The organism is Roseateles sp. (genome assembly GCF_049240545.1).
Taxonomy (GTDB): domain Bacteria; phylum Pseudomonadota; class Gammaproteobacteria; order Burkholderiales; family Burkholderiaceae_C; genus Paucibacter_A.
Window position 1 is genome coordinate 65,154 of sequence record NZ_JBMLSK010000079.1, and the last position, 25,608, is coordinate 90,761.

The window sequence follows — 25,608 nt, forward strand, 5'->3', positions numbered from 1 at the left end:
ATCATGTCCAACGAAGCCAAGTGCCCCTTCCATCAAGCCGCCAACAACGGCGGCAGCACCAGCAACCGCGACTGGTGGCCGAACCAGCTCAACCTCAAGGTCTTGCATCAGCATTCCCAGCGGTCTGACCCCATGGACCGGGATTTCGACTACGCCAAGGCTTTTGCAAGCCTGGACTACGCGGCGCTCAAGGCCGATCTGCGCGCCCTGATGACCGACTCGCAAGACTGGTGGCCGGCCGACTTCGGTCACTACGGCCCGCTCTTTGTGCGCATGGCCTGGCACAGCGCCGGCACCTACCGCACCGGCGATGGCCGTGGCGGCGCCGGCACCGGCCAGCAGCGTTTTGCGCCGTTGAACAGCTGGCCTGACAACGGCAATCTGGACAAAGCCCGTCGTCTGCTCTGGCCCATCAAGCAGAAGTACGGCCGCGCCATCTCCTGGGCCGATTTGATGATTCTGGCCGGCAATGTCGCGCTGGAAGACATGGGTTTCAAGACCTTTGGTTTTGCCGGCGGCCGCGCCGACGTCTGGGAGCCAGAAGAAGACGTGGACTGGGGCGCCGAGAAGAAATGGCTGGATGACCAGCGCTACAGCAAGGAACCGGGCACCCGCGAGCTGGAGAACCCGCTGGCCGCCGTGCAAATGGGCCTGATCTATGTGAACCCGGAAGGCCCGAACGGCAACCCGGACCCGATCGCCGCCGCCCGCGACATCCGCGAGACCTTTGCCCGCATGGCCATGGACGACGAAGAAACCGTCGCCCTGATTGCCGGCGGCCACAGCTTCGGCAAGACCCATGGTGCTGGCGACGCCAAGCATGTGGGCGTAGAACCCGAAGGCGCCAGCATTGAAGAGCAAGGCCTGGGCTGGACCAGCAGCTTCCGCAGCGGCAAGGGCGCAGACGCCATCACCAGCGGCTTGGAAGTCACTTGGACCACCACCCCCACGCAGTGGAGCAATAACTTCTTCGAGAACCTGTTCGGCTACGAGTGGGAGTTGAGCAAGAGCCCGGCTGGCGCCCACCAGTGGGTGGCCAAGAACGCGCAGGCCACCATCCCCGACGCTTTTGACGCCGCCAAACGCCAGCTGCCGACCATGCTGACCACCGACTTGTCGCTGCGCATGGACCCGGCCTATGAAGCAATTTCACGCCGCTTCCTGGCCCACCCGGAGCAATTCGCCGACGCTTTTGCACGCGCCTGGTTCAAGCTGACGCATCGCGATATGGGCCCGCGCGCCCGCTACCTCGGCCCCGAGGTGCCGGCCGAAGAACTGCTGTGGCAAGACCCCTTGCCGGCCGCCAGCGGCGCGCCCATTGATGCGCAAGACATCGCCGCCTTGAAGGCGCAAATCCAAGCCAGTGGCTTGACGGTGTCGCAGCTGGTGTCCACCGCCTGGGCCTCGGCCTCGACCTTCCGCGGCTCGGACAAGCGCGGCGGCGCCAACGGTGCCCGCATCCGGCTGGCACCGCAAAAAGACTGGGCGGTGAATCGCCCCGCCCAACTGGCCGAGGTGCTGAGCAAGCTGGAGCAGATCCAAGCCAGCTTCAAGACGCAGCAGCCGGGCAAGGCGCTGTCGCTGGCCGACTTGATCGTGCTGGCCGGCGGCGTGGGCGTGGAAATGGCCGCGCTCAAAGCGGGTCACATCATCCAGGTGCCCTTCAGCCCGGGCCGCACCGACGCCTCGCAAGCGCAGACCGATGTGGACTCCTTCGCCGTGTTGGAGCCGATTGCCGATGGCTTCCGCAACTATCGCAAGGGCCGCTACACCGTGGCCACCGAGGCCTTGCTGGTCGACAAAGCCCAGCTGTTGACGCTGAGCGCGCCGGAGATGACGGTGCTGGTGGGCGGCCTGCGGGTCTTGGACATCAATGCCGATGGCTCGCAACACGGTGTCTGGACCGAGCGGCCGCAGACCCTGAGCGCCGACTTCTTCGTCAAGCTGCTGGACATGGGCACGGCCTGGAAGGCCGTGGACCGTGAACAAGAGCTCTTCGAAGGCCGCGACCGCAAGACCGGCGCCCTGCGCGGCACGGCCACCCGGGCCGACCTGGTGTTCGGCTCCAACTCGCAGCTGCGCGCCATTGCCGAGGTCTACGGCAGCGCCGACAGTGAGGCCAAGTTCGTGGCCGACTTCGTCGCCGCCTGGACCAAGGTGATGAATCTGGACCGCTTCGATCTCGCCTGAGATTGAAGCTGGCCTGGGCCGGTGGCTGGACCACCGCGTTCGGGCCTTGTTGCTCAGCCTGAAGAAAGACCTCGCACCATGCAAACAACGCAAACCCAGAGCCTCCACAAGCCGCGCTGGCAGCTGGCCCTTGGCCTCTTGATCACGGGATCCGGCAGCGCCTTGCTGGCCCAAGACCTGAGCCAATGGATGCATCACAACGTGTTCTGAGGGCTTCTTCAGCCTCGCTCGCTGCCGGCTTCCAAACGACAGCGGGCCATCAACAGCTCCAACTCGGCCAAGACCTGCTCGCTGGCCGGCCAGCCCAGCTCGCCGTCCTTGGCCAGATCGTCCCAGACGCGCAAGCGCTGGGCCTCGCGCGCGGCCGGCAGCGCCGCAAACTGCGCGCATTCCTCGTCCGTCATCGGGCCACCTTGCAAAGCCAGGCTGCGCACGGAGTCGGCTGACAAGCTCTCGGCATAGCCAGGCTTTTGGCTCACCAGATAACGCTTGGCCTGCACATGCAGGCGCACCGGCTCAGCCACTGCCGGGCCAAACAGGGGCAGCAAAACACGGGCGGCCAGCTCCTCGTGCGCATCGTCGATGCCGCGCTCGGTCGGCGAGCCTTCCAAGTCGGTCATCAAGTGGCCGACATCATGCAGCCAAGCCGCCAACTGCAAGGCCTCGGAGGCCCCGGCCTGTCGCGCCAAACGCGCGCATTGCCAGGCATGTTGAAGCTGAGTCACCGGCTCGCCGTCGTAGGCCAGCGATCCGCGGCGCTCGAAGAGTTGCAAAAGAAATTGATTGGTCATCATGGCGGCATCGTTCCAACGCACCATTGTGCAAGCGGCAGGTGTCGAGCGCGTGTCGGTCGGTCTATAGTGTTCGGACTCTCTCTGCTCGCCGAACTGCGTCCACTTTTTCAGGAGTCCTCATGGCCAAGAAGACCAGCAAATCCACTGCCACCCCCAGCAGCATCAATATCGGCATCAGCGACAAAGACCGCGCCGCCACGGCCGAGGGCCTGTCCAAGCTGCTGGCCGACACCTACACGCTCTACCTGACCACCCACAACTTCCACTGGAACGTGACCGGGCCGATGTTCAACACCTTGCACCAGATGTTCATGGTGCAGTACACCGAGCTGTGGAACGCGGTGGACCCGATCGCCGAGCGCATCCGCTCGCTGGGCCATGTGGCCCCGGGCTCCTACGCCCAGTTCGCCAAACTCAGCTCCTTGAAGGACGCACCCGCCACGCCGCCCAAGGCGCTGGAAATGGTGCGCATCTTGGTCGAAGGCCACGAAGGCGTGGCCCGCACCGCACGCGCCCTGTTCCCGGTTGCTGACCAAGCTTCGGACGAGCCCACCGCCGACCTGCTGACTCAACGCCTGACGGTGCATGAGCAAACCGCTTGGATGCTCCGGAGTCTGTTGGAAGACTGAGCCATCACGGCCTGGCGCAAGGCTTCAAGGACCTGTTTTCCAAATCGGCTACCCTAGAGCCCTTTTGTTTTCATTCGAATGCAGCGTCGCGCATGAACGTCTTCCCCAAGCTATTGCTGAGCCTGCCCTTGCTGTGGGTGGGCGGCGTTAGCGCAGATCCGGCCAACAGCCTGAGTTGGCACGACGCCGTCCATCGCCTGCAACAAGGGTCTGATCAGCTGGCCGGCGCACGCGCCCAAATCGCGCAACGCCAGGCCCAGGCCGAGGGCATCGCCCAGGCGGGCGGGCCCATCGTCAGCGTCTATGGCGCGGCCTACAGCTACAAAGCCAGCCTAGATCTGGACCTGGACCCGCTCAAGCAAGGCCTGGGCAACGCCATCAATCTGCTGCCTCCCGGCATTGCCGGCCTGCTGCCGCCCTTGCCACCGCTGCCCTCTAACTACACGATTGAGCGGCGCAATAGCAGCCACACGGCCCTGGTGAATGCGGTGTGGCCGATCTATCTGGGCGGCGCCACCGATGCCTTGCGCGGCATGGCCGCGGCCCAAGGCGCCGAAGCGCAAGCCGATTTGCAACACAGCGAGGAAGAAGCGCTGGCCGTGCTGGCTCAGCGCTACTTCCAAACCCAGATGGCTCGCCGCGCCGCCGCCCTGCGCGAGGCCGCCGCCGCCGGCGTGGCCGAGCATGACGCCGCCGTGGACAAGATGCTGAAGGCCGGTGTGGCCTCGCAGCTGGAGCGCCTGCAAGCCCGCGCCGCGCTGCAAGACGCACAGTACCAGGCCCGCAAGGCGCGCAGCGATGCCGAGCTGATCGCCATCGCCCTGGGCCGAACCCTCAAGCTCGACGGCACGCCCGCGCCCAGCACGCCCTTGGCCGTCAGCTCGCAGCCGCTGCCGCCACTGCAAGACTTCATCACCAGTGCCCTGACCCTGCACCCCGGCCTGGCCAAGGTGGCCGCCAAAAAAGCCCAGGCCGAGCAACTCAAAGCCGGCTCCAAGGCACTCAACAAACCGCATGTCTTCGCCTTCGGCCAACGCTCGCTCACCCACAACGGCGACTGGCTCGCCGGTATTGGGGTCAGAGTCAATTTATGGGACTCGCTGGACCATGCCGCGCTGGAGCGCTCGCACCAAAGCCTGATCACCCAGGCCGAAGCCGCCGACGCCCAGGCCCGCAATGACATCACCCTCTTGGTGGAGCGCCAATGGCGCAGTGCCGAGCAAGCGCGCAGCCAGTACCTGAGCCTGGCGGCGCAAGACGAGTTGGGCCGGGAACTGCTGCGCCTGCGCCAAGTAGGGCTCAAGCAAGGCACCAGCACCGCGCTGGACCTGATTGACGCCGAGCTGAACCTGGTCAAGCTGCGCACCGAGCGCGCCCAGGTCGCTTATGAGCATGTGATGGCCCTGGTCGGCCTGCTGCAGGCCTGCGGCCAGATCGAAAGCCTGGGCGACTATCTGGCGCGCGCCGATTTGCGCTTGGAATGAATCGCGCCTCTGCACAAAACGAAGAAGAAGCTGCTGTCATGAAACTCCCAAAACTGCTCGTTCCCGCGCTGGCCCTGACGGCGCTTGGCGCTGGCGTCTACGCCATGTGGCAGCACCAGCCGCCCGCGCCCGAACAGCTGCAAGGCATGATGGAAGCGCGCGAAACCGATATCGCGCCTAAGCTGACCGGCCGCATCGCCGAGTTGCTGGTGCAAGAAGGCCAGCGCATTGAAAAAGGCAGCTTGATCCTGCGCATCGACAGCCCCGAGGTGGCCGCCAAGATGGCGCAGGCCAGCAATGCCGAAGCTGCCGCCTCGGCTGTGGCCTTGAAGGCGCGGAACGGCGCCCGGCCGGAAGAAATCCGCATGGCACAAGCCAATTACGAGCGCGCCAAGGTCGGCGCCGATTTGGCACGCAAGAGTTTTGAGCGCGTTGACGGCCTCTTCAAAGAAGGCCTGGTCGCCGCGCAAAAGCGCGATGAGGCCGAAGCCAACTGGCGCGCCTCGCAAGGCCTGGCCGATGCCGCCAAGGCGCAGGCCGATATGGCCCGCGCCGGCGCCCGCAGCGAAGACCAGGCCGCCGCCGCCGCCCAAGCCCGCCAAGTGGCCGGCGCGGTGCAAGAAGTCGAAGCCGCCCGCGCCGAGACCGAGCTGAAGAGCCCGGTGGCCGGGGAGGTTGCCAAGCTGCTGGCCAAGGCGGGCGAGCTGTCGCCAGCCGGCGTGCCGGTCGTCACCGTGGTGGACCTGAACGACCAATGGGTGCTGCTGAATGTGCGCGAAGACCAGCTCAAGCGCTTCGCCATCGGCCAAGAGTTTGATGCGACGCTGCCCGCGCTCGCCGACAAGAGCGGCGCTAACGTTCGTTTCAAGGTGACCGGCTCACAAGTGCTGCCCGACTTCGCCACCTGGCGCAGCACCCGCAGCAACCAGGGCTATGACTTGCGCACCTTCGAGGTGAAGGCGCAGCCGCTGAAGCCGATTGCGGGCGCGCGGCCGGGCATGAGCGTGCTGGTCAAGTAAAGCATGAGTGCTGCGGGGACTTGGCAGCGGGAATGGGCCCGGCTGCGGGCCAGCCCTTTCGATCTGGCCATGCTGTCCTGGCTGCCGCTCTTGATGGGCCTGCTGCTGGTCTGGACCTTTGCGACCGGCCTGCCGACCCGGCTGCCGCTGGGCGTGCTGGATGCCGACCACAGCGGCTTGTCGCGCCAGTTGCTGCGCATGCTGGACGCTGCGCCCGGCCTGCGCCTGAGTGCCCAGTACAGCGACGAGGCCGAGATGCAGCGCGATCTGCGCGCCGGCCATGTCTATGCGGCGCTGGTGATTCCGGCCGGCATGGCAGCCCATATCAAGCGCGGCCACCCGTCCCACCCCGCGCAACTGGCCCTGCTGCATAACGCCCAATTCGCCACCCACTCGGGCTTGCTGCAAAAAGAGGTGCGCACCGTGGTGGGCACGCTCTCGGCCGGCGTCGAGATCGCCACCCGCGAGAAGCGCGGCCAAAGCCCTCAGGCCGCCAAAGCCGGCTTTGAGCCGATGCGCGCCAGCCTGCAAGCGGTTTACAACCCATCCCTGAACTACCAGCAGTTCCTGGCCGCGGTCTTGCTGCCGGCCTTGCTGCATATGTTGGCCATGGTGGCCGGCGCCTGGAGCGCGGGCACCGAGCTGCGTGGCGCTACGGTGCCCGCATGGTTGGCCAGTGGCGGCGGTCGGCCCCTGCAAGCCCTGCTGCTGAAACTGGCGCCGGCCTGGCTCTTGCTGAATGCGGTCAACGCGCTCTTGTGGGTGTTGATGCAGCAATTGGGCCTGGTGCCCGACCACGGCCTGCTCGCACTGCTAGGCCTTCATGCGCTGATGTTGGCGGTGTACGCGGCGCTGGGTGCTTTTGCGGCACTGGCGGCCAGCTCGCTGCGCATGGCGCTGTCGGCGGCCGGCTTCATCACTGCACCAGCTTTTGCCTACTCGGGTCTGGCCTTCCCGCTGATGGCCATGCCGCCCGGTGCGCGCATGTGGGCCGAATCACTGCCGCTGACCTGGGTCTTGGAGGCTCAAGTTGGCCTGCTGCAGCAAGGCCGCGCCGCCGCTGAACTGCTGCCGCTGGCGGGCTGGCTCAGCCTGGCGGGCACCGCCCTGCTATTGGTCAGCGCCGCCTTGCTGAAGCGCGCCGCCGTCACGCCGGCATGCTGGGGGAAGCGTTGATGCGACTCTGGTTCAGCACCCTGGCGCAAACCTGGCGCGCCGCTTTGACGGACAAGGGCACGCTCCTGATGTTCATCATCGCGCCCATCCTCTACGCCTTTTTCTACCCCTGGCCTTACACGACGCAAGAGCTGCGCCGCGTGCCGGTGGCCATCGTGGATCAAGACCACAGCAGCCTGACCCGCCAGATTGGCCGCTTCGCCCAGGCCAGCCCGCGCCTGGACCTGCGCTTTGTCACCAGCAGCGAAGCCGAAGCCCGGCGGGCGATGGCGCGACGTGAGATCGAAGGTTATGTGCTGCTCCCCAAGGACTTGAAGCGCGATGTGCTGCGCGGCCAAGGCGTGGTGGTGCCGGTGCTGGCCGATGGCGCTTACTTCCTGATCAACAAAGTAGTGCTGAGCGGCTTTGGCGAGGTCGTCGGCACCGTTTCGGCCGGCGCTGAGCTGCGCCAGCTGCAGGCCAAGGGCGCCTCCAAACACCAGGCAGCCTTGAGCCGCAGCCCTTTGAACCTGAGCTTGGTGCCGCTCTACAACAAGACCGAGGGCTACGGCAGTTATGTGGTGCCCGCAGTGGCGGTGCTGATCATTCAACAGCTGCTGCTGATCGGCTCGGCGATGTGGGTCGGCACCTGGTTTGAAACCCGGCGCGAGAAGGAGTCGCTGCTGGGCGTGTGGAGCGCGCGCACCGTCGCCTTTGCCTCCTTGGGCCTGCTGTCTGCCGCCTGGTTCTTTGGCCCGGTGTTTCGCTTTTTCGACTATGGCCATGCCTGCAATGTGGGCGCCGCCGCTTTATTGCTGCTGCCTTTTTGCTGGGCGATTGCCGCCTTGGGCGTAGCCATTGGCGCCTTGCTGGCCGACCGCGAGCGCGCCATGCAGGCGCTGCTGTGCACCTCGCTGCCCATGGCTTTCTTGAGTGGTTTTTCTTGGCCGCGCGAGGCACTGCCGCCAGCACTGTTTGCGCTGGGCGACTTCATCCCCGCCGTGGTTGGCATTCAAGCCTTTGTGCGCCTGAACCAAATGGGCACCACGCTGGCCGAGGTGCAGCCCTACACCCAGTTGCTGCTCTTGCAAGCGCTGGGCTTCAGTCTGCTGGCGGCCTGGGCATTGAGAAGACAAGCCCTTAGATAGGGGTGGCGGAACAGGGTTTTTCTCATAGAAGACCGTCTTCTTTTGCTGCTATTCTGCGCTGCCGCTCGGCTTACAGCCGGGTGGCCACGTAACGACAAGATAGTCGGTGTAAGGGAGGATGCGTTGAGTGCAAACAGTTTCGAGTCCTCAGAGCCAAGCTGCACACGCTTGAACGGACCTCATGCTTTCCCCGAATCCGAAGGCCGGGCTTGGCTGCATCTGCTGCTTGAGGTGGAGAGTCGACCTGGAATCTTGGCTAAACATACTGTCTCACTCAACACACTCTAGATATGAAATTCCAAATTGCCGCGATTGCATTGATTGCCTCCCAACTGACCGGGTGCGCATCCATCGTGAACGGTTCCAACCAGTCACTCTCAATTGAAACCCGCGCAGGCGACACGATTGTCAGTGGCGCTAAGTGCAAGCTGAGCAATGACAAGGGAACGTGGTTTCTGACCTCGCCTGGCTCGACGACCGTGAATCGCAGCTTTGAAGACCTCTCCATCACCTGCGAGAAGGAAGCCCTGGAACCCGGCATCTTGACCGTCAAGTCCTCCACCAAAGCCATGGCTTTCGGGAACATCATTTTTGGCGGCGTGATTGGCGCAGGCGTGGATGTGGCTACGGGCGCAGCTTACGACTATCCCAGCGTTATCTCTGTCGTCATGGGCTCCAAGGGTGTCTTGGCTGCACCTGCTCAACCAGCCGCCTCAGCACCCCAGCCAGCCGCAGCGATTGCACCTCAAGCAGCCGCCAGCGCGCCAACAGTGAAGTAATCACGGCAGGCTGTAGAGATTGGCGAAGCCAGATGCAGCTCAAGACAAGAGCTGCGCATGAGTTAAGGCGGCTGCGCTGGATTTGAACGCGAGGTCCATTGATGCGTTCACAATCCAGCCATGAGCTCAGTTGCCCCAACCCGCGTTGCCATTGTCAGCTTTGACGGCTTCAACGAACTGGACAGCTTCATCGCCCTGGGCATGCTGAACCGCTTGCGCCCACTGGGTTGGTCGGCCGAGTTGTGCGGCCCCGGCCATGCACTGACGTCGATGAATGGCCTCACCGTTCAACTGCAGCGTCCCTTGGAGTGGGCCAACGAGGCCGAGGTGGTGCTGTTTGGCTCTGGCCTTTACACCCGGGCCATCGCCGAGAACTCAGCCCTGCTCGATCGACTGCAGCTGGATCCCTTGCGGCAGCTGATCGGTGCCCAATGCTCGGGCGCCCTGCTGTTGGCGCGACTCGGCTTGCTGGGCGACATGCCGGCCTGCACCGACCTGATCAGCAAGCCCTTTGTGCGCGAAGCCGGTGTGCGTGTGCTGGACGAAGAGCCCTTTCATGCACAGGGGCCGGTGGCCACCGCAGGCGGCTGCCTGGCTTCGCAATACCTGGCCACTTGGGTGATGCTCAAGCGAGCCGGCGAAACCGCCACCGCTGAGGCGCTGCATTACGTCGCGCCCGTGGGTGAGAAAGCGGCCTACGCCGAACGCTTGATGGCCAGAGTACGCCCCTTTATGGGCTGAGCCAGCGCCTGGTCCGGATGAAGGCGGCCCATCAGGGCTGCGCCTTCAGGTGCTGACCCAAAAACTTCTCCACCCGCTTCGCAAAATCGACCTGGGTGCTTGGCATGCGCCAGCCATGCGCTTCATTCGCATAGCTGACCCACTCGGGCGGACGACCGGCCTCGCGCAAAGCGGCGCGCAGGCGCTCGCCATGGGCAATCGGCACGCGCAGATCGCTCTCGCCAAAGGCCAGCAACAAAGGCGCCTTGATCTGCTTGGCCTGAGCCAGCGGCGAGTTGGCGGTCAACATGGCCGCGTCTTTCTCCACATCGCCCACCATCTGAGGCAGCAGGTGGCGGCGGCCGCTGTCGCTCAAATTGTCTTCCACCCACCAGGAGCCCTTCAAATACAGGAAGGGGTCGGTCACCGCCACCCAGGCCACGCCGCAGCGGTACAGCTCCGGGTGTTTGATCAAGCCCATCAAGGTGCTGTAGCCACCATAGCTGGCACCGGCGATACAAGCTTGGCTGCTGGCCAGGCCTTCTTTTTGCGCCCACAGCAAGGCATCGGCCACATCGTCTTGCATAGCCTGGCCCCATTGCTTCCAACCGGCTCGGTAATGCGCCTCGCCATAACCGGTGCTGCCACGGAACTCCGGTGAAATGACCAGGTAGCCGCGCGAAGCCAAAAACTGTTCCATCGGCTGCCATTGCCAATGCCCGATGCGGATCCAGGGTCCGCCATGTACCAGCACCACCGTTGGTACCGGTTGGCCAGCCTTGAGGCCCACCGGCTGAGTCAGCCACACCGGTAGATCGCGGCCATCGCGTGCCTTGATGCGGTGCAGATCGACCCGAGCCATTTGCCGCGGGTCGATGCCGTCCATCACCGGGCTGATCGGCTGCAAGCGCTTGTGTTCCGCCTCATACAGATACAGCTTGCCCGGATCGGTGTCGGCAAAAGAGCGCACCAAGAGCACCATGTCCTCGGCACCACAGCGTCGGCAACTGATCCGGTTGACGCGCCCCGGCAAGCGTTCATCGATGAAAGCCTGAGCACGCTTCATGCTTTCATCAAACCAGATCGTCTGCTCGCCATCGGTATCCAGCCGCACACCCAGGGCGCGGCTGCTGGCGCGCTCCAGCAACACGCTGCCATTGAAGTCGAAACCCGGTGCGCTGACCAAGGCCGGCGTTTGCGGCTGCATCTTGGCAAAGTCGAAACGGGTCAAGACCCCATAGCCCTCGGGCCCATCGCTGTAGGTCACAAACAGATTGCCCGCGTCGTCCACCGTTTTGGGCGTGAAGGGCATTTTGAACACATCGTTCTCGGCCAACTGGCGCCAGGCGGTATCCGCCGGGCCGCGCCAATAGACCGCAGCTCGACCGTCTCGCTGGGTCATGGCGACCCGCGGCTGGCCCTTGCTGTCGAACAGCCAATCGGTCGCCAGCGCAGGCGCGCCACGCAGTTCCAGGCTGCGCGTGCGACCGGTGCGCACGTTCAACCAGAGCGGCGTCATCGAATGCAGCCGTTTGTCGCCAAACTCCATGCGACCGACCACCACCTCGTCGGGCAAGACGCCTTCTTGCGGCAGCGGCACCTTCAACAGGCGGTGGTTCCACTCCAAGGTGTGGTCAAAAGAGCTGCCATCGCGGACGAAGGGCGTGCCTTGGCGCTTGACCAGCTGGCGCAGATCGGCACCGTCAGGGTTGACCGCATACAAGCCCGGTGCGTAACGCCTGTCTTGGCCGCCGCCAGCGGCCAGATCCAGCACGCTGAAGACCAAACGATTCTCTCCGACCCAGTCGAATTCAACGATGTCGGCGTCCGAGAAGCCGCCGGTGCGCATGGCCTTGTAGCCATTGGCCAAATCCAGCACCACCAGACCAACACGGGTGCCGCCCTTGGAGGTGGTCAACGCCAGCTTCTTGCCCGAGGGGGACAGCTTGGCCTCGAGGATGGAGGGGTATTGGAAGAACCGCTCGACCGGGATCTCGGCCGGCGCTGTCACCTGCGCCGAGCAGACCCAGGGCATCAAGCAGCCATAGAGCAGGCCCAGTACACGACGGCGCCAAGCCTGTTTCGCAAATTTCTGCAGCAATTGTTTCTCCCTGTGCCAGCATTTTTAGGCGGCCAGCATAGCAAGCGGCCCCGCGGGGCGCTGCTGCGATAATCCCGCACTTCCCCTTTTCACCACTACTGACCGCGCGAAGGCTTTTTGAGCCTGGCGCGCCACGCGCCATGTCCGCCGACCTGCCCAGCCGTATCCAAACCGAAGTCAAGCGTCGCCGCACCTTCGCCATCATTTCCCACCCGGACGCGGGCAAGACCACGCTGACCGAAAAGCTGCTGCTTTTCTCGGGCGCGATCCAGATCGCAGGCTCGGTGAAGGCGCGCAAGGCTTCGCGCCACGCGACGTCCGACTGGATGGAAATTGAAAAGCAGCGCGGCATCTCCGTGGCCTCTTCGGTCATGCAGATGGAATACCGCGACTGCGTCATCAATCTGCTCGACACCCCGGGTCACCAGGACTTCTCGGAAGACACCTACCGCGTGCTGACCGCGGTGGACGCCGCGCTGATGGTGATCGACGCAGCCAACGGTGTGGAGCCGCAAACCCGGCGCTTGCTGCAGGTCTGCCGCGCGCGCAACACCCCCATCCTGACCTTCGTCAACAAGATGGACCGCGAGGTGAAAGACCCGCTGGCCTTGATGGACGAGATCGAGGCCGAGTTGGGCATGACCGTCGTGCCCTTCACCTGGCCGGTCGGCATGGGCAAACATTTCCACGGCGTGATGGACCTGCGCGAAGAGCGCATGCGCGTGTTCTCGCCCGGTGAAGACCGGGTCGCCGGTGACGAAGAAGTGCTGGAAGGCTTGAACAACCCGGCCTACGCCGAACGCTTCGGCATGCAGTACGAGCAGGCCGAGGGCGAGATCGAGCTGGTGCGAGACGCCGCCGCCGAGTTCGACCTGGATCAATTCCTGGTCGGCAAGCAAACGCCGATGTTCTTCGGCTCGGCCGTCAACAACTTCGGCGTGCAAGAAATTCTGGACGCCCTGGTGCAGCTGGCCCCAGCGCCTTCTGACCGCAGCGCGATGCAGCGCGTGGTCAAACCCGAGGAGCCCAAGTTCACCGGCGTGGTCTTCAAGATCCAAGCCAATATGGACCCCTCGCACCGCGACCGCATTGCCTTCTTGCGCGTGGCCAGCGGCCACTTCGAGCGTGGCATGCGTTTGAAAGTGGTGCGTTCGGGCAAAGAGTTACGTCCCAACACGGTGGTGAGCTTCCTGAGCCAACGCCGCGAGCTGCTGGACGAGGCTTTTGCCGGCGACATCATCGGTATCCCCAACCACGGCGTGCTGCAACTGGGCGACACCATCACCGAGGGCGAGGCCCTGCAGTTCACCGGCCTGCCCTTCTTTGCGCCGGAAATGTTCCGCTCGGTCGAAGTGGCCGACCCGCTCAAGACCAAGCAACTGAAGGCCGGCCTGCAGCAGCTGGGCGAAGAAGGCGCGATCCAGGTCTTCCGCCCCATCGCCGGTAGCGTGCTGCTGCTCGGCGCCGTCGGTCAGCTGCAGTTTGAAGTGGTGGCGCACCGCCTGGAGCATGAATACGGCTGCAAGGCCCGCATCAGCGGCAGCCGCTTCCAGGTGGCGCGCTGGGTGACCTGCGCGCCCGAGGACGGCGGCGAGAAGGAGCTGAAGCGCTTCATCGACGCCAATGACCACCGCATGGCCTATGACGCGGTGGACGCGCCCACCGTGTTGGTCGAATACGCCCCCGAGCTGCGCGCCATCGAGGCCAACTGGCCGAAGATCAAATTCCACGCGCTGCGTGAGCACGCGGGTCTGGTGTTCCAGCAGCGCTTAGAAGGCTGAGTCCAGAAAGCTGAGTCAGGACGGCTGATTCAAGCCGGGCTGAAAAATACCCGTCCAGTTTTCGGTTGCTGCAAAAGGCCGCCGTTTGAACAATGCGGTCTTCTTCAATTCACAAGAAGCCAGCAGGACGGGCATGGAAATCACCGACGCGGCAGTCGCCGACCGCTACTACCAAGCCTTGCTGGACCGCGCCGAGGATCATGTCGGCGTGTTCTTCGCGGCGGTGACCAGCACCGGTGTGTTCTGCATCGCCAGCTGCCGCGCCCGCAAGCCCAAGCGTCAGAACGTGCGCTTTTTCTCCTCGTCCGAAGGCGCCTTGCAAAACGGATTTCGCCCCTGCAAGGTCTGCCGCCCCACCGAGCATGCCTACAGCCCGCCAGCGACGGTGCTGCAGGCCCTGCAGTGGTTGCGCGCGCATCCGCAAGAAAAGCTCGGCGACGGCTTGCTGCGCGAGCAAGGCCTTAGCCCTGAAGTTTTGAGGCGCTGGTTCCTGCGCCACCACGGCATGACCTTTCAGGCCTACCAGCGCCAGCTGCGCATCAACACGGCGGTTGAGCAACTCAAGGCCGGTGGCAGCGCCACCCAATCCGCCATGGATGCCGGTTATGACTCGCTGAGCGGCTTTGGCTACACCTTCAAACGCATCATGGGCGCCGCACCTTCCTCCCTGCAAGAACGCAGCCTCGGCACCATCCTCCTGCACCGCTTCACCACGCCGCTGGGGCCGATGTTTGTTTGCGCCACCGACACCGGCGTCTGCCTGATTGAATTCGTCAGCCGACGCATGCTGGAGACCGAATTCCGCGACCTGCAGCGTTTGCTGAGGGCGCGCATCACACCGGGTGAAAACACCCACACGCGCCAAGCCGTGCGGGAACTGGACGAGTACTTCCGCGGCGAGCGGCGTGTGTTTGAAGTGGCCTTGGATACGCCGGGCAGCGCCTTTCAGCAAAGCGTGTGGCAAGCCTTGCAAGCCATCCCTTTCGGCCGCACCGGCAGCTATGGCGAACAGGCCCGCGCCCTGGGCCGACCCGAAGCAGTGCGCGCCGTCGCAGCGGCGAATGGCCAGAACCGCGTCTCCATCATCGTGCCCTGCCACCGGGTCATCGGCGCTGATGGCCGCCTGGTCGGCTACGGCGGCGGCCTGGCGCGCAAGCAATGGCTGCTGGAGCACGAGGCGCGCTGGCTGCAGCCCGAGGGTGGCACCGAGGCCGGGCCGCAGCAAAGCCTGGACTGGTGATCGGCTGTGGCTAAGGGGGCGGCTACTCAAGACAAAGGGCACTCCGAGGAGCGCCCTTTTTTCATCTCAGCTGAGCGGCCGAAGCCGCTCAAGCCGATCGATCAGAAGCTGTAGGTGCCCCGCACATAGTAGGTGCGGCCCACCGGATCAGCGAAACGCGGGTCATAGCCGGTCTGGAAGGTACGCGTCTGGTTGGAGAACGGCGGATCTTGGTCCAGCAGATTGCGCACACCCGCCGTCAGACCCAGAGCCTTGATGGGCGACCAGGTGCCGTAGACATCCCAGACCGAATAGCTGGCGACCTTGTTGCTCGGCGTTTGGTCGGTGTAGCCGCTCTTGTAGCGGTTCACCAGGCCGAGGCCAAAGTCGCCTTGCTTCCAGCCCAGGTTCAGCGCATGGGTCCAGCGGAAGATCGGGCCGTTGTTGCCGCTGTAAACGCCGGCGCGTTGGATCCAGGCGCCACCCTCTTCGTTCTGGTACTCGTACTTGCTGACATAAGTGCCATTCAAGCTGACGGTGAAGGCCCCCAGCGACTGGGTGCGCAGGCGGTAGTTGGCGCTCAGGTCCACGCCGTTGCTGTTCACCCCGCCCAGGTTCTGGGTCAGCAGTTCCACATAGCCGCACTTCACACCCGGGCACAGCGAACCATCGGTGGCCAAGCTACCATCAGCGGCGCGCTTGAACAGTGCCGCATACTGGACCGGGTCGCCAAACACCGTGGTTTCAGGCAGCGAGTCGATCTTGTGCTTGAAGCTGACCCACCAGAAGTCCAGGCCCATGCTGACATCGGCCATGGGCTCAAAGACGAAGCCCAAGGTCTTGTTGACCGAGGTCTCGGGCTTGAGTTTCGGGTTGCCACCCTGCAAGGATTGGAACTGCTGCTCGCAGTTGGCCGCCTTGGAGGCGCCAGCAATAGGCACACCACCCGGGCAACGCACCGGGTCGTTGAAGTTGTCGCCGGTGTTGGTGAAGTTTTGCGGATTGTTCAGCTCATACAAAGACGGCGCGCGGAAGCCGGTCGAGTAAGAACCGCGCACCAGCACCTGCTTGTTGGGCTGGAAACGGAAGGTGAACTTGGGGTTGGTGGAGTTGCCTGCATCGCTATAGCGGTCATAGCGCAGGCCACCGCCCAGCTCCAGGCTCTTCAGCACCGGCACCGACAGTTCACCATAAACCGCACTGACATTGCGCTTACCTTGCCGATTGGTGCTGGGGTCATAGCCGGTGCTGTTCACCACCTTGGCGGCAAACTCGGTATTGGCCTTGTTGGTGAAGTCTTCCTTGCGGTATTCCCCACCCAAGGCCAGACCGGCGTTGCCGGCGCCCAGCCAATTGCCCAGCTCGCGGCTGGCCCGCGCGTCCACGGATGTGACCTTGCCCACGCCAGTGAAGAGCAAGCCCGTCACCGCGGCCTTTTGCACCGCGGCCAAACCAGCAGCCTCTTGCGGGCCAAAGGGGTTGATCACGCCGGTCTTGACGCCCGCCGAGATTTGGGCGCCATCGGTGAAGCCGCCGATCAAGCTGTTCTCCACCTTGTTCTCGTTGAAAGACACGCCGGTTTGATAGTCCCATCCGGCCAGCGTGCCTTCGAGGGCGGCGACAAAGCGCTGCTGGGTGTTGATGCTGGAATCCTTGCGGCCACCGCTGATCTCATCGCGCATCTTCACCGTGATGGCCTTGCTGGGGTCGATCTTGGCCGAGGCCGGCGCCGCCGGGGTGATGCCATTGCCAGGGTAATACTTGGTGCCCGGGTCCATGCTCAAAGCGCCATAGGGCACGCCGGCCGTCGTGGTCTTGTTGGTGCTCTCGGCTCGGAAGTACTCAAAGCTCAGCAGATGCTCATTGCCCAGTTGCACCGAGGCCTTGGCCAAGCCGGAGATCTTCTTGGTTTCGGGCACCAGTTCCACCACCTTGGAGTAGAGGTACTGGCAGCCGGTCGCACCGTCAGACTTCAGCATCGGTGACGCGCAAGCCGGCGCGGCCGGGTTGGCGCTGTCGCCGTCTTGGTAGTAGTTGGCGGGGAATGGCGTCGGCGAGGTCTTGGGGGTGCCGCGATTCACATAAGGGCGCTGGCCGGCCAGCAGAGCGTCTTGGTGGCTGTAATCCAGCACCGCAAAGACATTGAAGCGGTCCTTGGCCAGATCGCCAAAGCCGCCGCCAATATTGAAGTTCTTGGCCTTCGCGCCGGCCTCCTTGGGCGAGTCATAGCCCAAGGTGATGGCCCCACCGGTGTAGCTCTTCTTGGTGATGAAGTTGATCACGCCGCCGATCGCGTCGGTCCCGTACAGGGCCGAAGCGCCATCGCGCAGGACCTCCACCCGCTCAATGGCACCGAAGGGAATCATGTTCAGATCGGGTGCGCTCGCGTCTAGGGCGTTGTTCGCAATACGGCGGCCATTGAGCAGCACCAGGGTCTTGTTTTGATCCAGGCCGCGCAGATTGGCGAACGTAGCGCCGCCCGTGGAGCTGCCCACGGCCTGACTGCCGGTCTGGGTGGTCTGGCTGGCGGCAATCCGGCTCAAGAGCTGTTCCACCGAGGTCACACCCTCGTTCTTCATCTCGGTCATCTTGATGATGGTGACCGGATTGGCGGTCTCGGCATCGAGGCGCTTGATGGCCGAGCCGGTCACTTCCACACGCTCCAGCTGTTGCTCTTGCGACTGGGCTTGAGCCTGGGTACTCAGGGCGGCCAGCAAGGCCACCGCCAAGCTGATGGGATTTCTTTTCTTCATCACTATCTCCTCACTCACCGAACAACAAACAGACCCCGGCACCGCAGTTCTCGGTTGGGGGCCGCGGGGCCGGAAGCGGCGACATCGCCGATCCGACCGCTGCGTGGCGACACTGCAACAGGCTCTTGGCCTGCCATGCCGCGTTCTTGGACAGCGAATTCACTCTTTCATGCAGACCTGAACCGCAGCTTCATGGCAGTTAAACAGGAGCTAAATTTCGCGAGCTCTGAGCCCCCGAGCGTGGCCCCACGCCAACATCCGATGCGCCAAAGCGGCCACTTTTCGGCCCTGGCAGCGGTCAGGCAGATGGCCACAAGGTTCAAGCCCGATCGCCACGAGAGGGCCCGTCAGCTCATGACTTTTGGCGCGATGCCTCGCGCCGGGTTTGAATGCGCGCATGAATGTCTTGCTGTTTGAAGATCATCTCGAGTTGGCGCAAAAGCTGCGCAGGGACCTGGCGGCCTGGGCCTACCGCAGCACCTGGGTGCGGGTGCTGGGCGGCGCACTCTCACAGCTGGAAAGCGGCTGCATCGATCTGGTGGTCGTGGATCTGAGCCTGGCCGATGACGCGGGCTTCGCCCTGCTGCAAAAGATCCGGCGCGACTGGCCCAAGATCCCGGTGCTGAGCCTTTGCACACGCGAGCATCTGGCCGATGAGCGCCTCATCAGCGCCGACGGCAGCAGCAGCCTCGACTTCATGCTCAAGTCGTTTGAAGCGCCGGAACTGCGCGCCCGTTTGCGCGCCCTCGCGCGGCGCAGCTGTGGCGCCGACCCCGAATGCCTGGAGCTGCGCGGCCTGCGCCTGCACCTCAGTGCGCAAAGAGCCAGTATCGACGGCCGGCCCCTGGAGCTCTCGCGCAGCGAGTACCTGCTGCTCAGTGCCCTCGCCACCCGTGCCGACCGGGTTCAGCCGCGCCGCGTTTTGGAGGAACAAATGGGCTCCAGCGTGAGCGGACGCGCCAGCAATGTGCTGGATGTGCAGATTTCCAATCTGCGCAAGAAGCTGGGCGAAGGCTATGTGAGAACCGTCCGGAATGTCGGTTATGTGATCGACCGGAACAACGCCTCGGGGCGGCAGGAAGCGCTCTGTCAACGCTGCAGCTGACCGGGGTTGCGCAAATACATATCGCGCAGCATCTGCAGCTCACCGGAGCTGCGCATCTCCTCAAAGCCCTTGCGAAACTGAGCCAACAACAGCGGGTCCACCTTGGGGTTGAAGGCGAAATAGCATCCAAAACCCGGCTTCAACACATGCACCACCTGCAGCTCGCTCGGGTCGTAACCATTGCGCTGCGCTTGGAAGGCGCTGGGTAAGGTCAAGCCCGCCAACAGGTCCAGCCGGTCGGCATACAACATGCGCACACCGATCTCGCTGCGTGAGGTCTGGTAGATGTCGGAATCGGGCACGCCTGCATCACGCAGCAACTGCACCGAGGGCGCACCGCGGCCAGCGCCAATTTGCAAGCCGGCAGCGGCGTGTTGGGGGTCGAAGCGCAAGTCGGTGCGACGGCGCAACTTCATCAGCACGATGTCACAGGCATCGATGGGGCCGATCCAAAGGTAATGGGGCTCGCGCTCCGGGGTGCGCACCGTCATGTAGAGCACGCTGTTGGGCTCGTTGGCGGCATCGCGAATGGAGCGCGCCCAAGGCATGTTGAAGCGCTTGAGGGCCAGGCCCTGGCGCTGCGCGATGCGGTCCAGCAGTTCATTGGCCATGCCGCGATGCTCGGCGTTCTCGACATAGGCAAAGGGCGGCAAGTCCTCGCTGAAGCCGACCAGCTCATGTGCAAAGGCCGCCCCAGGCAAGCCCGCCAGGGCGCAGAAGGCCCACGAGATCAAGCACTGCTTCAGGCATCGGGTGTGTTGCATCACCACAGTTCTCCCGGTCGAACCGAACACCGCCACGCTTGCGACCCAGTGTCCCCCAAAAAATGGGGCAGTGCCAGCGTGGCGCAAGCCCTTGGCAACAGGGCCGCAGCCTTTGAGACGAAAGCCGGCCGACCCGAACGAAAAGCACGCCTCGCCCGCTACCATGGCGAGCGCACGAAGGAGGCTCCGCCCATGCCAGAAACCATTTTTGAAGTCCCCGGCCTGCAAAGCCAAGACGACGCCGATGCCGTCATGTTCGAGCTGCAAGACTTGCCTTGCGTCAATCAAGCCGATGTGGACCTGGCCAAGCGCCAGGCCTGGGTCAGCCACACGGCGATGATATCGGCCGACGATATAGCAGCGGCGCTGGCTGAGGCGGGCTATGAAAGCCGGATCGTTTAGCGAGTGAAAGAAAGCCAGGCAGATGCGAAGTCAACAGCAGTACAAAAAAATCGGCATCGTCGGCGGTGTGGCCTGGGCCTCGACGGTGGAGTACTACCGCCTCATCTGCCAATGGAGCCAGCAACGCCATCTGGAATTGGGCCGCAGCGGCACACCGGAGATGCCGGAGTTCGCCATCGAGTCGGTGAACATCGCCGAGTCGCATGGGCGCCGCGGCGTGGCGGGCGATGAGGCATCCTGGGCGCGCTTTGACGCTTACTTCCGCGCCGCCTTGCTGCGCTTGCAAGCCAGCGACGCGGACTTTGCCCTGATCGCCAGCAACACGCCGCACAACCGGCTGGCGGCGATTCGGCGCGGCGTGGATATCCCGGTGCTGAGCATTTTTGAGGTGGTGGCCCAGGCCTGCGCGGCGGCGGGGGTGGCTCAATTGCTGATCCTCGGCACCGAGCCGACCATGCAGGGTCAGGCCTTGCCCGAGGTCTTGGGTCGGCATGGCATTGCCAGCTGCGTGCCCCAGGATGCGGGCGACCGCGCCTTGCTGGCTGAGCTGATTGCGGAGCTGCAAGCCGGCAAATCGGACTCAGCGGCCGCGCAGATCGGCGCCTTGGCCGAGCGCGCTTTTGCCGCCACCGCAGCGCCCCAGCAAGGGCGGCGCGCGGTGGGCTTGGCCTGCACCGAGCTGCCCTTGGCCTTCCCGGCGCAGCTCGAACAGGCCAGCTTCGAGCATGCGGGGCAGTTCTATATCAACACCAGCTTGATCCATGCCCGTGCGGCTTTTGAGTTAGCACTGCTAGACGGGCAAACGCTGGCGCGCCGACCAGCGACGGAGGCCGACATCCCCGAGCTCTTGATCCTGCGCCGCCAGACTTTTCACCGCTATATGGCCGAGGCCGGCATGGCCATCGACGCCGACACCGACCTGATCCGTGTGCGATTTCAGTTAGAGAACGCCAGCGTCTTGCTGCTGGGCGGCCAGATCGTGGGCCTGATCAAGATGAGCCGAGGCGATGCCCAGGACCCGAGCGAATGGCGCATTCACCAACTGCAGATCAGCCCCCGTCTGCAAGGCCGGGGCTTTGGCAGCCGTTTAATGCGCGAGCTGATGGCCGAGGCCGCAGCGGCCGGCGCCAGCTTAGGTCTGGGCGTCTTGAAGAACAACCCGGCCCAAGCGCTGTATCGCCGGCTCGGCTTTGTCGACGAGGGCGAGAACGAGCACGAGTTCCTGCTGCGCTGGCCGGCGCGCTGATTCAGCGCGAATACAAACGCGGCACGCCACTGATGAAAAGGCCCGACTGAATCAGACCCTCGCTCACTTCGTAGATGGCCATCATGTCCACTTCGCCAGGCCCTTCAGGAAATGTACGGGTGATGGTTTCATGGTCGATCACGGTATGACCCTGGGCCGTGGCCATGACAGAGCGACTGAGCAAGCGGGCATGCAAATTGGGTTCGGCGAAGCGGGCCTGAATGCGCGCGCCGATCTCGGCATGGCCTTGCGCCAAGAGCGTGCCCGGGTTGGCGTATTGCCGCGCATCGGGCGCATAAGTGGCCAACCAAGCGGCTACATCTCGGTCGTTATAGGCATCCAGCTGGGCTTGAATCAGGGCGTTGGGGTCTTGCTGTGCTGGTGACATGGGCTGCTTTTAGGTTCTTGAAGTGATCAGCGCGCTAAGAACTGGCTGACGGTCTGCAGCCAAGCTTGCGGCTCTTCGGTGAAAGGCCGGTGTGCGGAATGCTCAAACACCTGGGCCCGCGACAGCACCGCCGGGTTGATGGCCCGCTGCATCTCGTTCATCACGCTGGGCGGTGCCACCGGATCAAAGCGGCCGGTCAGCAAGAGCGTCGGCGCGGCCACGGCCTTCAGGCGCGGCAGCAACTCCACATCTCGCAGCGTACCGCCGCCCCGCCATTCAGGGTCGGGCCCCAGCATGGCCAGATAGACCTGCAGGTTCAGCTGATCATTTGGGCTAGCACTGGGCGCGCTCTTGGCGGTCGGTCTGGCACGGTTGGCCCAATACAGCGGCTTGATCGCTTCGCCCAACAGTCCTTGCGCCTCGGGGCTGCCGCTGAGCTTCCCCTGCTCGCGCAGCTCCATCAAGGTCTGCCAACGTTCGGGATCGTGGCGACGCAGCCAGTCGTTGAAGAAGTCAATCTGCGCCTGCCAGCTGCGCGCGCCATGCAAGGTGTTGCCCAGAATCAGGTGGCTCAAAGCCTGCGGATGCTGCGCCGCATAGGCTTGCGCCACCAAGCCGCCGTAGGAGTGGCCATAGACCGCCATGGTCTTGAGCCCCAGATGCAAGCGCAGGCGTTCGAGGTCTTGCACATCGCGCGCCAGGGTGTAGCGCTCCGGGTCGCTGAGCCGGGAGGATCGGCCGCGACCGATATTGTCCAGAATGACCACGGTGTGGTGCTGGGCCAAAGGCCGAAAGGCGTGGCGCATGCTGAAACCGCTGCCGCCCGGCCCACCGGGCACCACCACCAAGACCGGTCCCTCGCCCAGACTGGCATAGGCCAGCATGCCATCGTCCGTTCTGAACCGAACCTCGGCCCAGGGCGCCTCGAGCTGCGCTGCCGGGGCTTGTCTGCTCGCCTCGGCATCCGGCTTGAGATCGGTAGCCAAGACTTGCGGGAACTGGGTCGCCAAAACAAGGGTCAGGCCCAGCAAGACGGCAATCAAAACAGGACGTATGGCGATCATGAGGCGGGCTTTCAGGTCGGCGGGTCAGGGGGCGGCAGATCTGCGGCGATCACAGGCGGATCGGGCTTCTTGCCTTGCTGGTCATTTTGGGTTTTCAGTCGCCGACTGAATAGCGGCGATTTCTGCCCTATTTGGACAGTTAAACTATCCAGATGGTTCAAGCCTCCCGACTTCCGCTGCAGTACATGGCGGCGTTTCGCGCGGTGGCGCGTGGTGAAAACGTGCGCGCCGCGGCCGAGCAATTGCATCTGACGCACAGCGCGGTCAGCCAACAAATCCGGGCGCTGGAGGCGCAGATCGGCTTCCCTTTGTTTCAGCGCGCCGGGCGTGGCATCCAGCTCAATGCCGCCGGCCGCGCCCTGCAAAGCGCGCTGGAGAAGGCCTGGACCGAGTTGGAACTGGGCCTGCGCGCGGCCAGCGCGGCCGATGGCAGCCGCATGCAAAGCCTGAACATCACCTGCACGCCCTCGTTTGCGCAGCGCTGGCTGATCCCGCGCCTGGGCCGCTGGCAGGCGGCGCACCCAGACATCACGCTCAAGCTCTTCACCTTGCAGCGCGTCATCGATCTGGAGCAAGAGGGCTTTCATCTGGCGCTGCGCCAAGGTGCCGGCCCCTGGCCGGGCCTGGTCAACGAGGTGATGATGGAGTCGCGCCAGATCGTGGTGGCCGCGCCGGCCCTGGCGCAGCGCTTGATGAACGCGCCTCTGCAAACGCTGGCGGGCGAATCGCTGCTGGGAGACGCCGAACAATGGACGCAGTGGTTTGCCCAAGCCGGCCTGGCCTGCCGCGTGGTGCCCAGCGCCAGCTTCAATGACGGCGGCCTCTTGGTGCAAGCCGCCGAGCAAGGCATGGGCGTGGCCCTGGCCCGCGAACTGCTGTGCGCCGATGCTTTACTGGACGGCCGCCTGCAACGCCTGCCCGGCCCCACGCTGACCGGCATGAGCCAGCGCCGCTATCACATCGTCTATCCGCCAGCGCTGCGCGATGAGCCGGCGCTACGAACGCTGTGCGAATGGCTGCATGCGGAGATGGCGGAGTCGGCAAGGAGGCTGCAGGCCATGGCGCCGCCCTGAGGCAGCCCACACGGAATTTGTCGCCGGCAGTGCCGATGCCTGCCAGGCTCACAATGGCACGATGCAACCGTTTTCGACGGTTTCCGACCCGTGCCGATCAACTGGGGAACCTTGTCGAAGCCCAGGGGCGGATAAACAGCCCTCAACAAAAGCCATGCTCAAGCGCATCCATCACGCCGCCATCATCTGCTCCGACTACGCCGTTTCGAAGCGCTTCTACACGGAGTGCCTGGGCTTGCGGGTGATTGCCGAGCATTACCGCGCCGAGCGCCAGTCCTACAAGCTCGACTTGGCGCTGCCCGACGGCTCGCAGATCGAGCTGTTTTCCTTCCCGGGCGCACCGGCGCGCCCCTCCTACCCGGAGGCGCAGGGGCTGCGGCATCTGGCCTTTGAGGTGGAGGACATCGAGGCCTGCTGCCATACTTTGGCTTCAAACGGCGTTGCCGTCGAAGCGATTCGTTTGGACGAGTTCACCCAGCGGCGCTTTACCTTCTTCGCCGACCCGGACGGTCTGCCTTTGGAGTTGTACGAAAGCCCAGCTTCGGCGGTCAGCGCCGAACGGGCGTGACACTCCAGCCCATCGAAGTTTCAGAAAGCAAGCAGCAGCCATGAATCGCTATCTCGGATCTTGTCTTTGCGGGGCCGTGGCCCTGGAGGTGGAAGGCGGCATCACGTCCATCATCCATTGCCATTGCTCCAAATGCCGCAAGGCCAGTGGCACGGCCTATGCCACCAATGGCTTTGTCCAAAGCAGCGGCTTGCGCATCACCCAGGGTGAAGACTTGATTCATCGCTATGAGAGTGCGCCCGGCCGGCAGCGGCATTTCTGCAGCCGCTGCGCCTCGCCGCTGTTCAGCTCTAACAGCGCGGACCCCAGCCGCTTGCGACTTCGGCTCGGCATCCTGGACTCTGAGATCACCGAGCGGCCGATGTCGCACAACTTTGTGACGTCGAAGGCCTGCTGGGAAGATCTGGACGCGCAGTTGCCGCGTTACGAGGCCTATGAGCCGGGTCGCTAAAGCCTGAGTTTTTCCTTAAGTCTCGCCCGCGTCGGGCTCAGCGTGGAGACGCTGAAAAACTTGCTGCACCGGGCCTATGCCCAGGTGGGAGAGCAGCTGCCGACCGGTGGCTGTTGGATGAAGGACAGGGCGCTGGAAAGCCCTCGCGGTGCGCGATGAGAACCGAGCACCCGACCTGAGCCACTTTTCGCGACCGCCCTGCATCGGTTCTTCGCTGGCGCGGCGTTCCGGCCTAGCACCGGATTGAGCCATTGATCGAAGTCATGGCTGAGAGCTACACGTCGGCTCGGCGGAGGGGTTTGCCATCAGGGCCTTAGACATAGGGAACCCCTCCATGCCGGCCCAGACTTGCGGGGGGCCGGACGCAATGAAGCCGTTGCGCGAATAGAAGCCTTCAGCGGTGCGCGTGCTCTCGAGGCGCAGTGTCCTGATGCCTCGCGAAGTGAGGCGAAACTCGATGGCCCGCAGAAGTGCTTTGCCGACGCCCTGATGAAGTGCCTCAGGCACGACATAGCAAAGAGCGAGCTCATCTCCTTTGGCCAAAGCGAACCCGATCACGACATCAACTCGAAGTGCGACCACTGCGACCGAATTGAGAGACTGAACCCAAGCCGAAGCATTCTCCGGCGTCTTGTTTTCTAGCCAGGCCGACAACGCGGCGGGGTCCCGGCGATGGTCTGCGACACAGCACTCACAGATGGATCGGCGAACGATCTCGCATATCGCAATCGCATCCGATACCGTTGCATCTCTAGCTTCGATTCGCATGGGTGCC

At 64.0% G+C, this 25,608-nt stretch carries 24 protein-coding genes; 17 read left to right on the plus strand and 7 right to left on the minus strand.

What is annotated here, in order from left to right; genetic code table 11:
* The first annotated feature begins 3 nt into the window (after positions 1-3).
* Together katG and ACOVRJ_RS04875 are read left to right on the plus strand one after the other, a co-directional pair.
* Complete coding sequence (gene katG / locus ACOVRJ_RS04870) at positions 4-2,190, plus strand: catalase/peroxidase HPI (protein ID WP_422042772.1); 2,187 nt, start codon at positions 4-6, stop codon at positions 2,188-2,190.
* 78 nt (positions 2,191-2,268) lie between these two features.
* Entirely contained in the window at positions 2,269-2,400 is a 132-nt protein-coding gene (locus tag ACOVRJ_RS04875) for a hypothetical protein (RefSeq protein ID WP_422042773.1), read from the plus strand.
* An 8-nt stretch (positions 2,401-2,408) separates the two neighbouring features.
* Here the strand turns inward: ACOVRJ_RS04875 and ACOVRJ_RS04880 are convergent, their stop codons facing one another.
* Positions 2,409-2,984 (minus strand): phosphonate degradation HD-domain oxygenase, encoded by a 576-nt coding sequence (locus ACOVRJ_RS04880; protein WP_422042774.1) that lies wholly within the window; start codon positions 2,982-2,984, stop codon positions 2,409-2,411.
* A 119-nt stretch (positions 2,985-3,103) separates the two neighbouring features.
* Here ACOVRJ_RS04880 and ACOVRJ_RS04885 point away from each other — a divergent pair, with 119 nt between their 5' ends.
* The 7 genes from ACOVRJ_RS04885 (at position 3,104) to ACOVRJ_RS04915 (ending at position 9,939) form a co-directional block, all read left to right on the plus strand.
* Positions 3,104-3,613 carry a Dps family protein gene (locus ACOVRJ_RS04885; protein ID WP_422042775.1) on the plus strand — a complete coding sequence of 170 codons (510 nt, stop codon included), beginning with the start codon at positions 3,104-3,106 and terminating at the stop codon, positions 3,611-3,613.
* Between the two features lie 92 nt (positions 3,614-3,705).
* On the plus strand, positions 3,706-5,097 hold the full coding sequence (locus ACOVRJ_RS04890; RefSeq protein WP_422042776.1) for a TolC family protein: 1,392 nt from the start codon (positions 3,706-3,708) through the stop codon (positions 5,095-5,097).
* A 38-nt stretch (positions 5,098-5,135) separates the two neighbouring features.
* Positions 5,136-6,116, plus strand: a complete 981-nt coding sequence (locus ACOVRJ_RS04895) for an HlyD family secretion protein (protein WP_422042777.1) — start codon at positions 5,136-5,138, stop codon at positions 6,114-6,116.
* Positions 6,117-6,119: 3 nt separating this feature from the next.
* Entirely contained in the window at positions 6,120-7,292 is a 1,173-nt protein-coding gene (locus ACOVRJ_RS04900; protein ID WP_422042778.1) for an ABC transporter permease, read from the plus strand.
* On the plus strand, positions 7,292-8,419 hold the full coding sequence (locus tag ACOVRJ_RS04905) for an ABC transporter permease (protein ID WP_422042779.1): 1,128 nt from the start codon (positions 7,292-7,294) through the stop codon (positions 8,417-8,419). The genes ACOVRJ_RS04900 and ACOVRJ_RS04905 overlap by 1 nt, the downstream gene beginning before the upstream one ends.
* Positions 8,420-8,709: 290 nt before the next feature.
* The gene (locus ACOVRJ_RS04910; protein WP_422042780.1) at positions 8,710-9,198 is read left to right on the plus strand and encodes a hypothetical protein; all 489 of its coding nucleotides are present in this window, start codon (positions 8,710-8,712) and stop codon (positions 9,196-9,198) included.
* A 120-nt stretch (positions 9,199-9,318) separates the two neighbouring features.
* The gene (locus ACOVRJ_RS04915; protein WP_422042781.1) at positions 9,319-9,939 is read left to right on the plus strand and encodes an AraC family transcriptional regulator; all 621 of its coding nucleotides are present in this window, start codon (positions 9,319-9,321) and stop codon (positions 9,937-9,939) included.
* 31 nt (positions 9,940-9,970) lie between these two features.
* Here the strand turns inward: ACOVRJ_RS04915 and ACOVRJ_RS04920 are convergent, their stop codons facing one another.
* On the minus strand, positions 9,971-12,019 hold the full coding sequence (locus ACOVRJ_RS04920; protein WP_422042782.1) for an alpha/beta hydrolase family protein: 2,049 nt from the start codon (positions 12,017-12,019) through the stop codon (positions 9,971-9,973).
* A gap of 140 nt (positions 12,020-12,159) precedes the next feature.
* On the opposite strand from ACOVRJ_RS04920, the gene ACOVRJ_RS04925 reads away from it, so the two are divergent.
* Positions 12,160-13,800 (plus strand): peptide chain release factor 3, encoded by a 1,641-nt coding sequence (locus tag ACOVRJ_RS04925; protein ID WP_422042783.1) that lies wholly within the window; start codon positions 12,160-12,162, stop codon positions 13,798-13,800.
* A gap of 133 nt (positions 13,801-13,933) precedes the next feature.
* Complete coding sequence (locus ACOVRJ_RS04930; protein ID WP_422042784.1) at positions 13,934-15,040, plus strand: bifunctional transcriptional activator/DNA repair enzyme AdaA; 1,107 nt, start codon at positions 13,934-13,936, stop codon at positions 15,038-15,040.
* 101 nt (positions 15,041-15,141) lie between these two features.
* Here the strand turns inward: ACOVRJ_RS04930 and ACOVRJ_RS04935 are convergent, their stop codons facing one another.
* A complete protein-coding gene (locus ACOVRJ_RS04935; RefSeq protein ID WP_422042785.1) occupies positions 15,142-17,772 on the minus strand; it encodes a TonB-dependent receptor in 2,631 nt (876 codons plus the stop codon).
* A gap of 397 nt (positions 17,773-18,169) precedes the next feature.
* On the opposite strand from ACOVRJ_RS04935, the gene ACOVRJ_RS04940 reads away from it, so the two are divergent.
* Positions 18,170-18,877 (plus strand): winged helix-turn-helix domain-containing protein, encoded by a 708-nt coding sequence (locus ACOVRJ_RS04940; protein ID WP_422042786.1) that lies wholly within the window; start codon positions 18,170-18,172, stop codon positions 18,875-18,877.
* On the opposite strand, the gene ACOVRJ_RS04945 is transcribed toward ACOVRJ_RS04940, so the two are convergent.
* Complete coding sequence (locus ACOVRJ_RS04945) at positions 18,862-19,641, minus strand: substrate-binding periplasmic protein (RefSeq protein ID WP_422042787.1); 780 nt, start codon at positions 19,639-19,641, stop codon at positions 18,862-18,864. The two genes, ACOVRJ_RS04940 and ACOVRJ_RS04945, sit on opposite strands and share 16 nt — an antisense overlap.
* Before the next feature lie 192 nt (positions 19,642-19,833).
* Here ACOVRJ_RS04945 and ACOVRJ_RS04950 point away from each other — a divergent pair, with 192 nt between their 5' ends.
* Both ACOVRJ_RS04950 and ACOVRJ_RS04955 read left to right on the plus strand, forming a co-directional pair.
* Positions 19,834-20,043, plus strand: coding sequence for a heavy-metal-associated domain-containing protein (locus ACOVRJ_RS04950; RefSeq protein WP_422042788.1), 210 nt, complete (start codon positions 19,834-19,836; stop codon positions 20,041-20,043).
* Positions 20,044-20,065: 22 nt separating this feature from the next.
* Positions 20,066-21,289: a GNAT family N-acetyltransferase gene (locus tag ACOVRJ_RS04955; RefSeq protein WP_422042789.1), complete on the plus strand. Its 1,224-nt coding sequence runs from the start codon at positions 20,066-20,068 to the stop codon at positions 21,287-21,289.
* Between the two features lies 1 nt (position 21,290).
* On the opposite strand, the gene ACOVRJ_RS04960 is transcribed toward ACOVRJ_RS04955, so the two are convergent.
* Both ACOVRJ_RS04960 and ACOVRJ_RS04965 read right to left on the minus strand, forming a co-directional pair.
* Positions 21,291-21,677 (minus strand): nuclear transport factor 2 family protein, encoded by a 387-nt coding sequence (locus ACOVRJ_RS04960; RefSeq protein WP_422042790.1) that lies wholly within the window; start codon positions 21,675-21,677, stop codon positions 21,291-21,293.
* A gap of 26 nt (positions 21,678-21,703) precedes the next feature.
* Positions 21,704-22,741: an alpha/beta fold hydrolase gene (locus ACOVRJ_RS04965; RefSeq protein ID WP_422042791.1), complete on the minus strand. Its 1,038-nt coding sequence runs from the start codon at positions 22,739-22,741 to the stop codon at positions 21,704-21,706.
* 152 nt (positions 22,742-22,893) lie between these two features.
* Here ACOVRJ_RS04965 and ACOVRJ_RS04970 point away from each other — a divergent pair, with 152 nt between their 5' ends.
* The 3 genes from ACOVRJ_RS04970 (at position 22,894) to ACOVRJ_RS04980 (ending at position 24,833) form a co-directional block, all read left to right on the plus strand.
* Entirely contained in the window at positions 22,894-23,814 is a 921-nt protein-coding gene (locus ACOVRJ_RS04970; protein ID WP_422042792.1) for a LysR substrate-binding domain-containing protein, read from the plus strand.
* Positions 23,815-23,968: 154 nt separating this feature from the next.
* Positions 23,969-24,382 carry a VOC family protein gene (locus ACOVRJ_RS04975; RefSeq protein ID WP_422042793.1) on the plus strand — a complete coding sequence of 138 codons (414 nt, stop codon included), beginning with the start codon at positions 23,969-23,971 and terminating at the stop codon, positions 24,380-24,382.
* Between the two features lie 40 nt (positions 24,383-24,422).
* The gene (locus ACOVRJ_RS04980) at positions 24,423-24,833 is read left to right on the plus strand and encodes a GFA family protein (protein ID WP_422042794.1); all 411 of its coding nucleotides are present in this window, start codon (positions 24,423-24,425) and stop codon (positions 24,831-24,833) included.
* Positions 24,834-25,094: 261 nt separating this feature from the next.
* Here the strand turns inward: ACOVRJ_RS04980 and ACOVRJ_RS04985 are convergent, their stop codons facing one another.
* A complete protein-coding gene (locus ACOVRJ_RS04985; protein ID WP_422042795.1) occupies positions 25,095-25,601 on the minus strand; it encodes a GNAT family N-acetyltransferase in 507 nt (168 codons plus the stop codon).
* Positions 25,602-25,608 lie beyond the last annotated feature (7 nt).

What these genes read in the sequence shown, in the direction of transcription:
- katG (WP_422042772.1), top strand. Translation starts at nt 4, where the DNA reads ATGTCCAACGAAGCCAAGTGCCCCTTCCATCAAGCCGCCAACAACGGC.
- ACOVRJ_RS04875 (WP_422042773.1), top strand. Translation starts at nt 2,269, where the DNA reads ATGCAAACAACGCAAACCCAGAGCCTCCACAAGCCGCGCTGGCAGCTG.
- ACOVRJ_RS04880 (WP_422042774.1), bottom strand. Translation starts at nt 2,984, where the DNA reads ATGATGACCAATCAATTTCTTTTGCAACTCTTCGAGCGCCGCGGATCG.
- ACOVRJ_RS04885 (WP_422042775.1), top strand. Translation starts at nt 3,104, where the DNA reads ATGGCCAAGAAGACCAGCAAATCCACTGCCACCCCCAGCAGCATCAAT.
- ACOVRJ_RS04890 (WP_422042776.1), top strand. Translation starts at nt 3,706, where the DNA reads ATGAACGTCTTCCCCAAGCTATTGCTGAGCCTGCCCTTGCTGTGGGTG.
- ACOVRJ_RS04895 (WP_422042777.1), top strand. Translation starts at nt 5,136, where the DNA reads ATGAAACTCCCAAAACTGCTCGTTCCCGCGCTGGCCCTGACGGCGCTT.
- ACOVRJ_RS04900 (WP_422042778.1), top strand. Translation starts at nt 6,120, where the DNA reads ATGAGTGCTGCGGGGACTTGGCAGCGGGAATGGGCCCGGCTGCGGGCC.
- ACOVRJ_RS04905 (WP_422042779.1), top strand. Translation starts at nt 7,292, where the DNA reads ATGCGACTCTGGTTCAGCACCCTGGCGCAAACCTGGCGCGCCGCTTTG.
- ACOVRJ_RS04910 (WP_422042780.1), top strand. Translation starts at nt 8,710, where the DNA reads ATGAAATTCCAAATTGCCGCGATTGCATTGATTGCCTCCCAACTGACC.
- ACOVRJ_RS04915 (WP_422042781.1), top strand. Translation starts at nt 9,319, where the DNA reads ATGAGCTCAGTTGCCCCAACCCGCGTTGCCATTGTCAGCTTTGACGGC.
- ACOVRJ_RS04925 (WP_422042783.1), top strand. Translation starts at nt 12,160, where the DNA reads ATGTCCGCCGACCTGCCCAGCCGTATCCAAACCGAAGTCAAGCGTCGC.
- ACOVRJ_RS04930 (WP_422042784.1), top strand. Translation starts at nt 13,934, where the DNA reads ATGGAAATCACCGACGCGGCAGTCGCCGACCGCTACTACCAAGCCTTG.
- ACOVRJ_RS04935 (WP_422042785.1), bottom strand. Translation starts at nt 17,772, where the DNA reads ATGAAGAAAAGAAATCCCATCAGCTTGGCGGTGGCCTTGCTGGCCGCC.
- ACOVRJ_RS04940 (WP_422042786.1), top strand. Translation starts at nt 18,170, where the DNA reads ATGAATGTCTTGCTGTTTGAAGATCATCTCGAGTTGGCGCAAAAGCTG.
- ACOVRJ_RS04945 (WP_422042787.1), bottom strand. Translation starts at nt 19,641, where the DNA reads ATGCAACACACCCGATGCCTGAAGCAGTGCTTGATCTCGTGGGCCTTC.
- ACOVRJ_RS04950 (WP_422042788.1), top strand. Translation starts at nt 19,834, where the DNA reads ATGCCAGAAACCATTTTTGAAGTCCCCGGCCTGCAAAGCCAAGACGAC.
- ACOVRJ_RS04955 (WP_422042789.1), top strand. Translation starts at nt 20,066, where the DNA reads ATGCGAAGTCAACAGCAGTACAAAAAAATCGGCATCGTCGGCGGTGTG.
- ACOVRJ_RS04960 (WP_422042790.1), bottom strand. Translation starts at nt 21,677, where the DNA reads ATGTCACCAGCACAGCAAGACCCCAACGCCCTGATTCAAGCCCAGCTG.
- ACOVRJ_RS04965 (WP_422042791.1), bottom strand. Translation starts at nt 22,741, where the DNA reads ATGATCGCCATACGTCCTGTTTTGATTGCCGTCTTGCTGGGCCTGACC.
- ACOVRJ_RS04970 (WP_422042792.1), top strand. Translation starts at nt 22,894, where the DNA reads ATGGTTCAAGCCTCCCGACTTCCGCTGCAGTACATGGCGGCGTTTCGC.
- ACOVRJ_RS04975 (WP_422042793.1), top strand. Translation starts at nt 23,969, where the DNA reads ATGCTCAAGCGCATCCATCACGCCGCCATCATCTGCTCCGACTACGCC.
- ACOVRJ_RS04980 (WP_422042794.1), top strand. Translation starts at nt 24,423, where the DNA reads ATGAATCGCTATCTCGGATCTTGTCTTTGCGGGGCCGTGGCCCTGGAG.
- ACOVRJ_RS04985 (WP_422042795.1), bottom strand. Translation starts at nt 25,601, where the DNA reads ATGCGAATCGAAGCTAGAGATGCAACGGTATCGGATGCGATTGCGATA.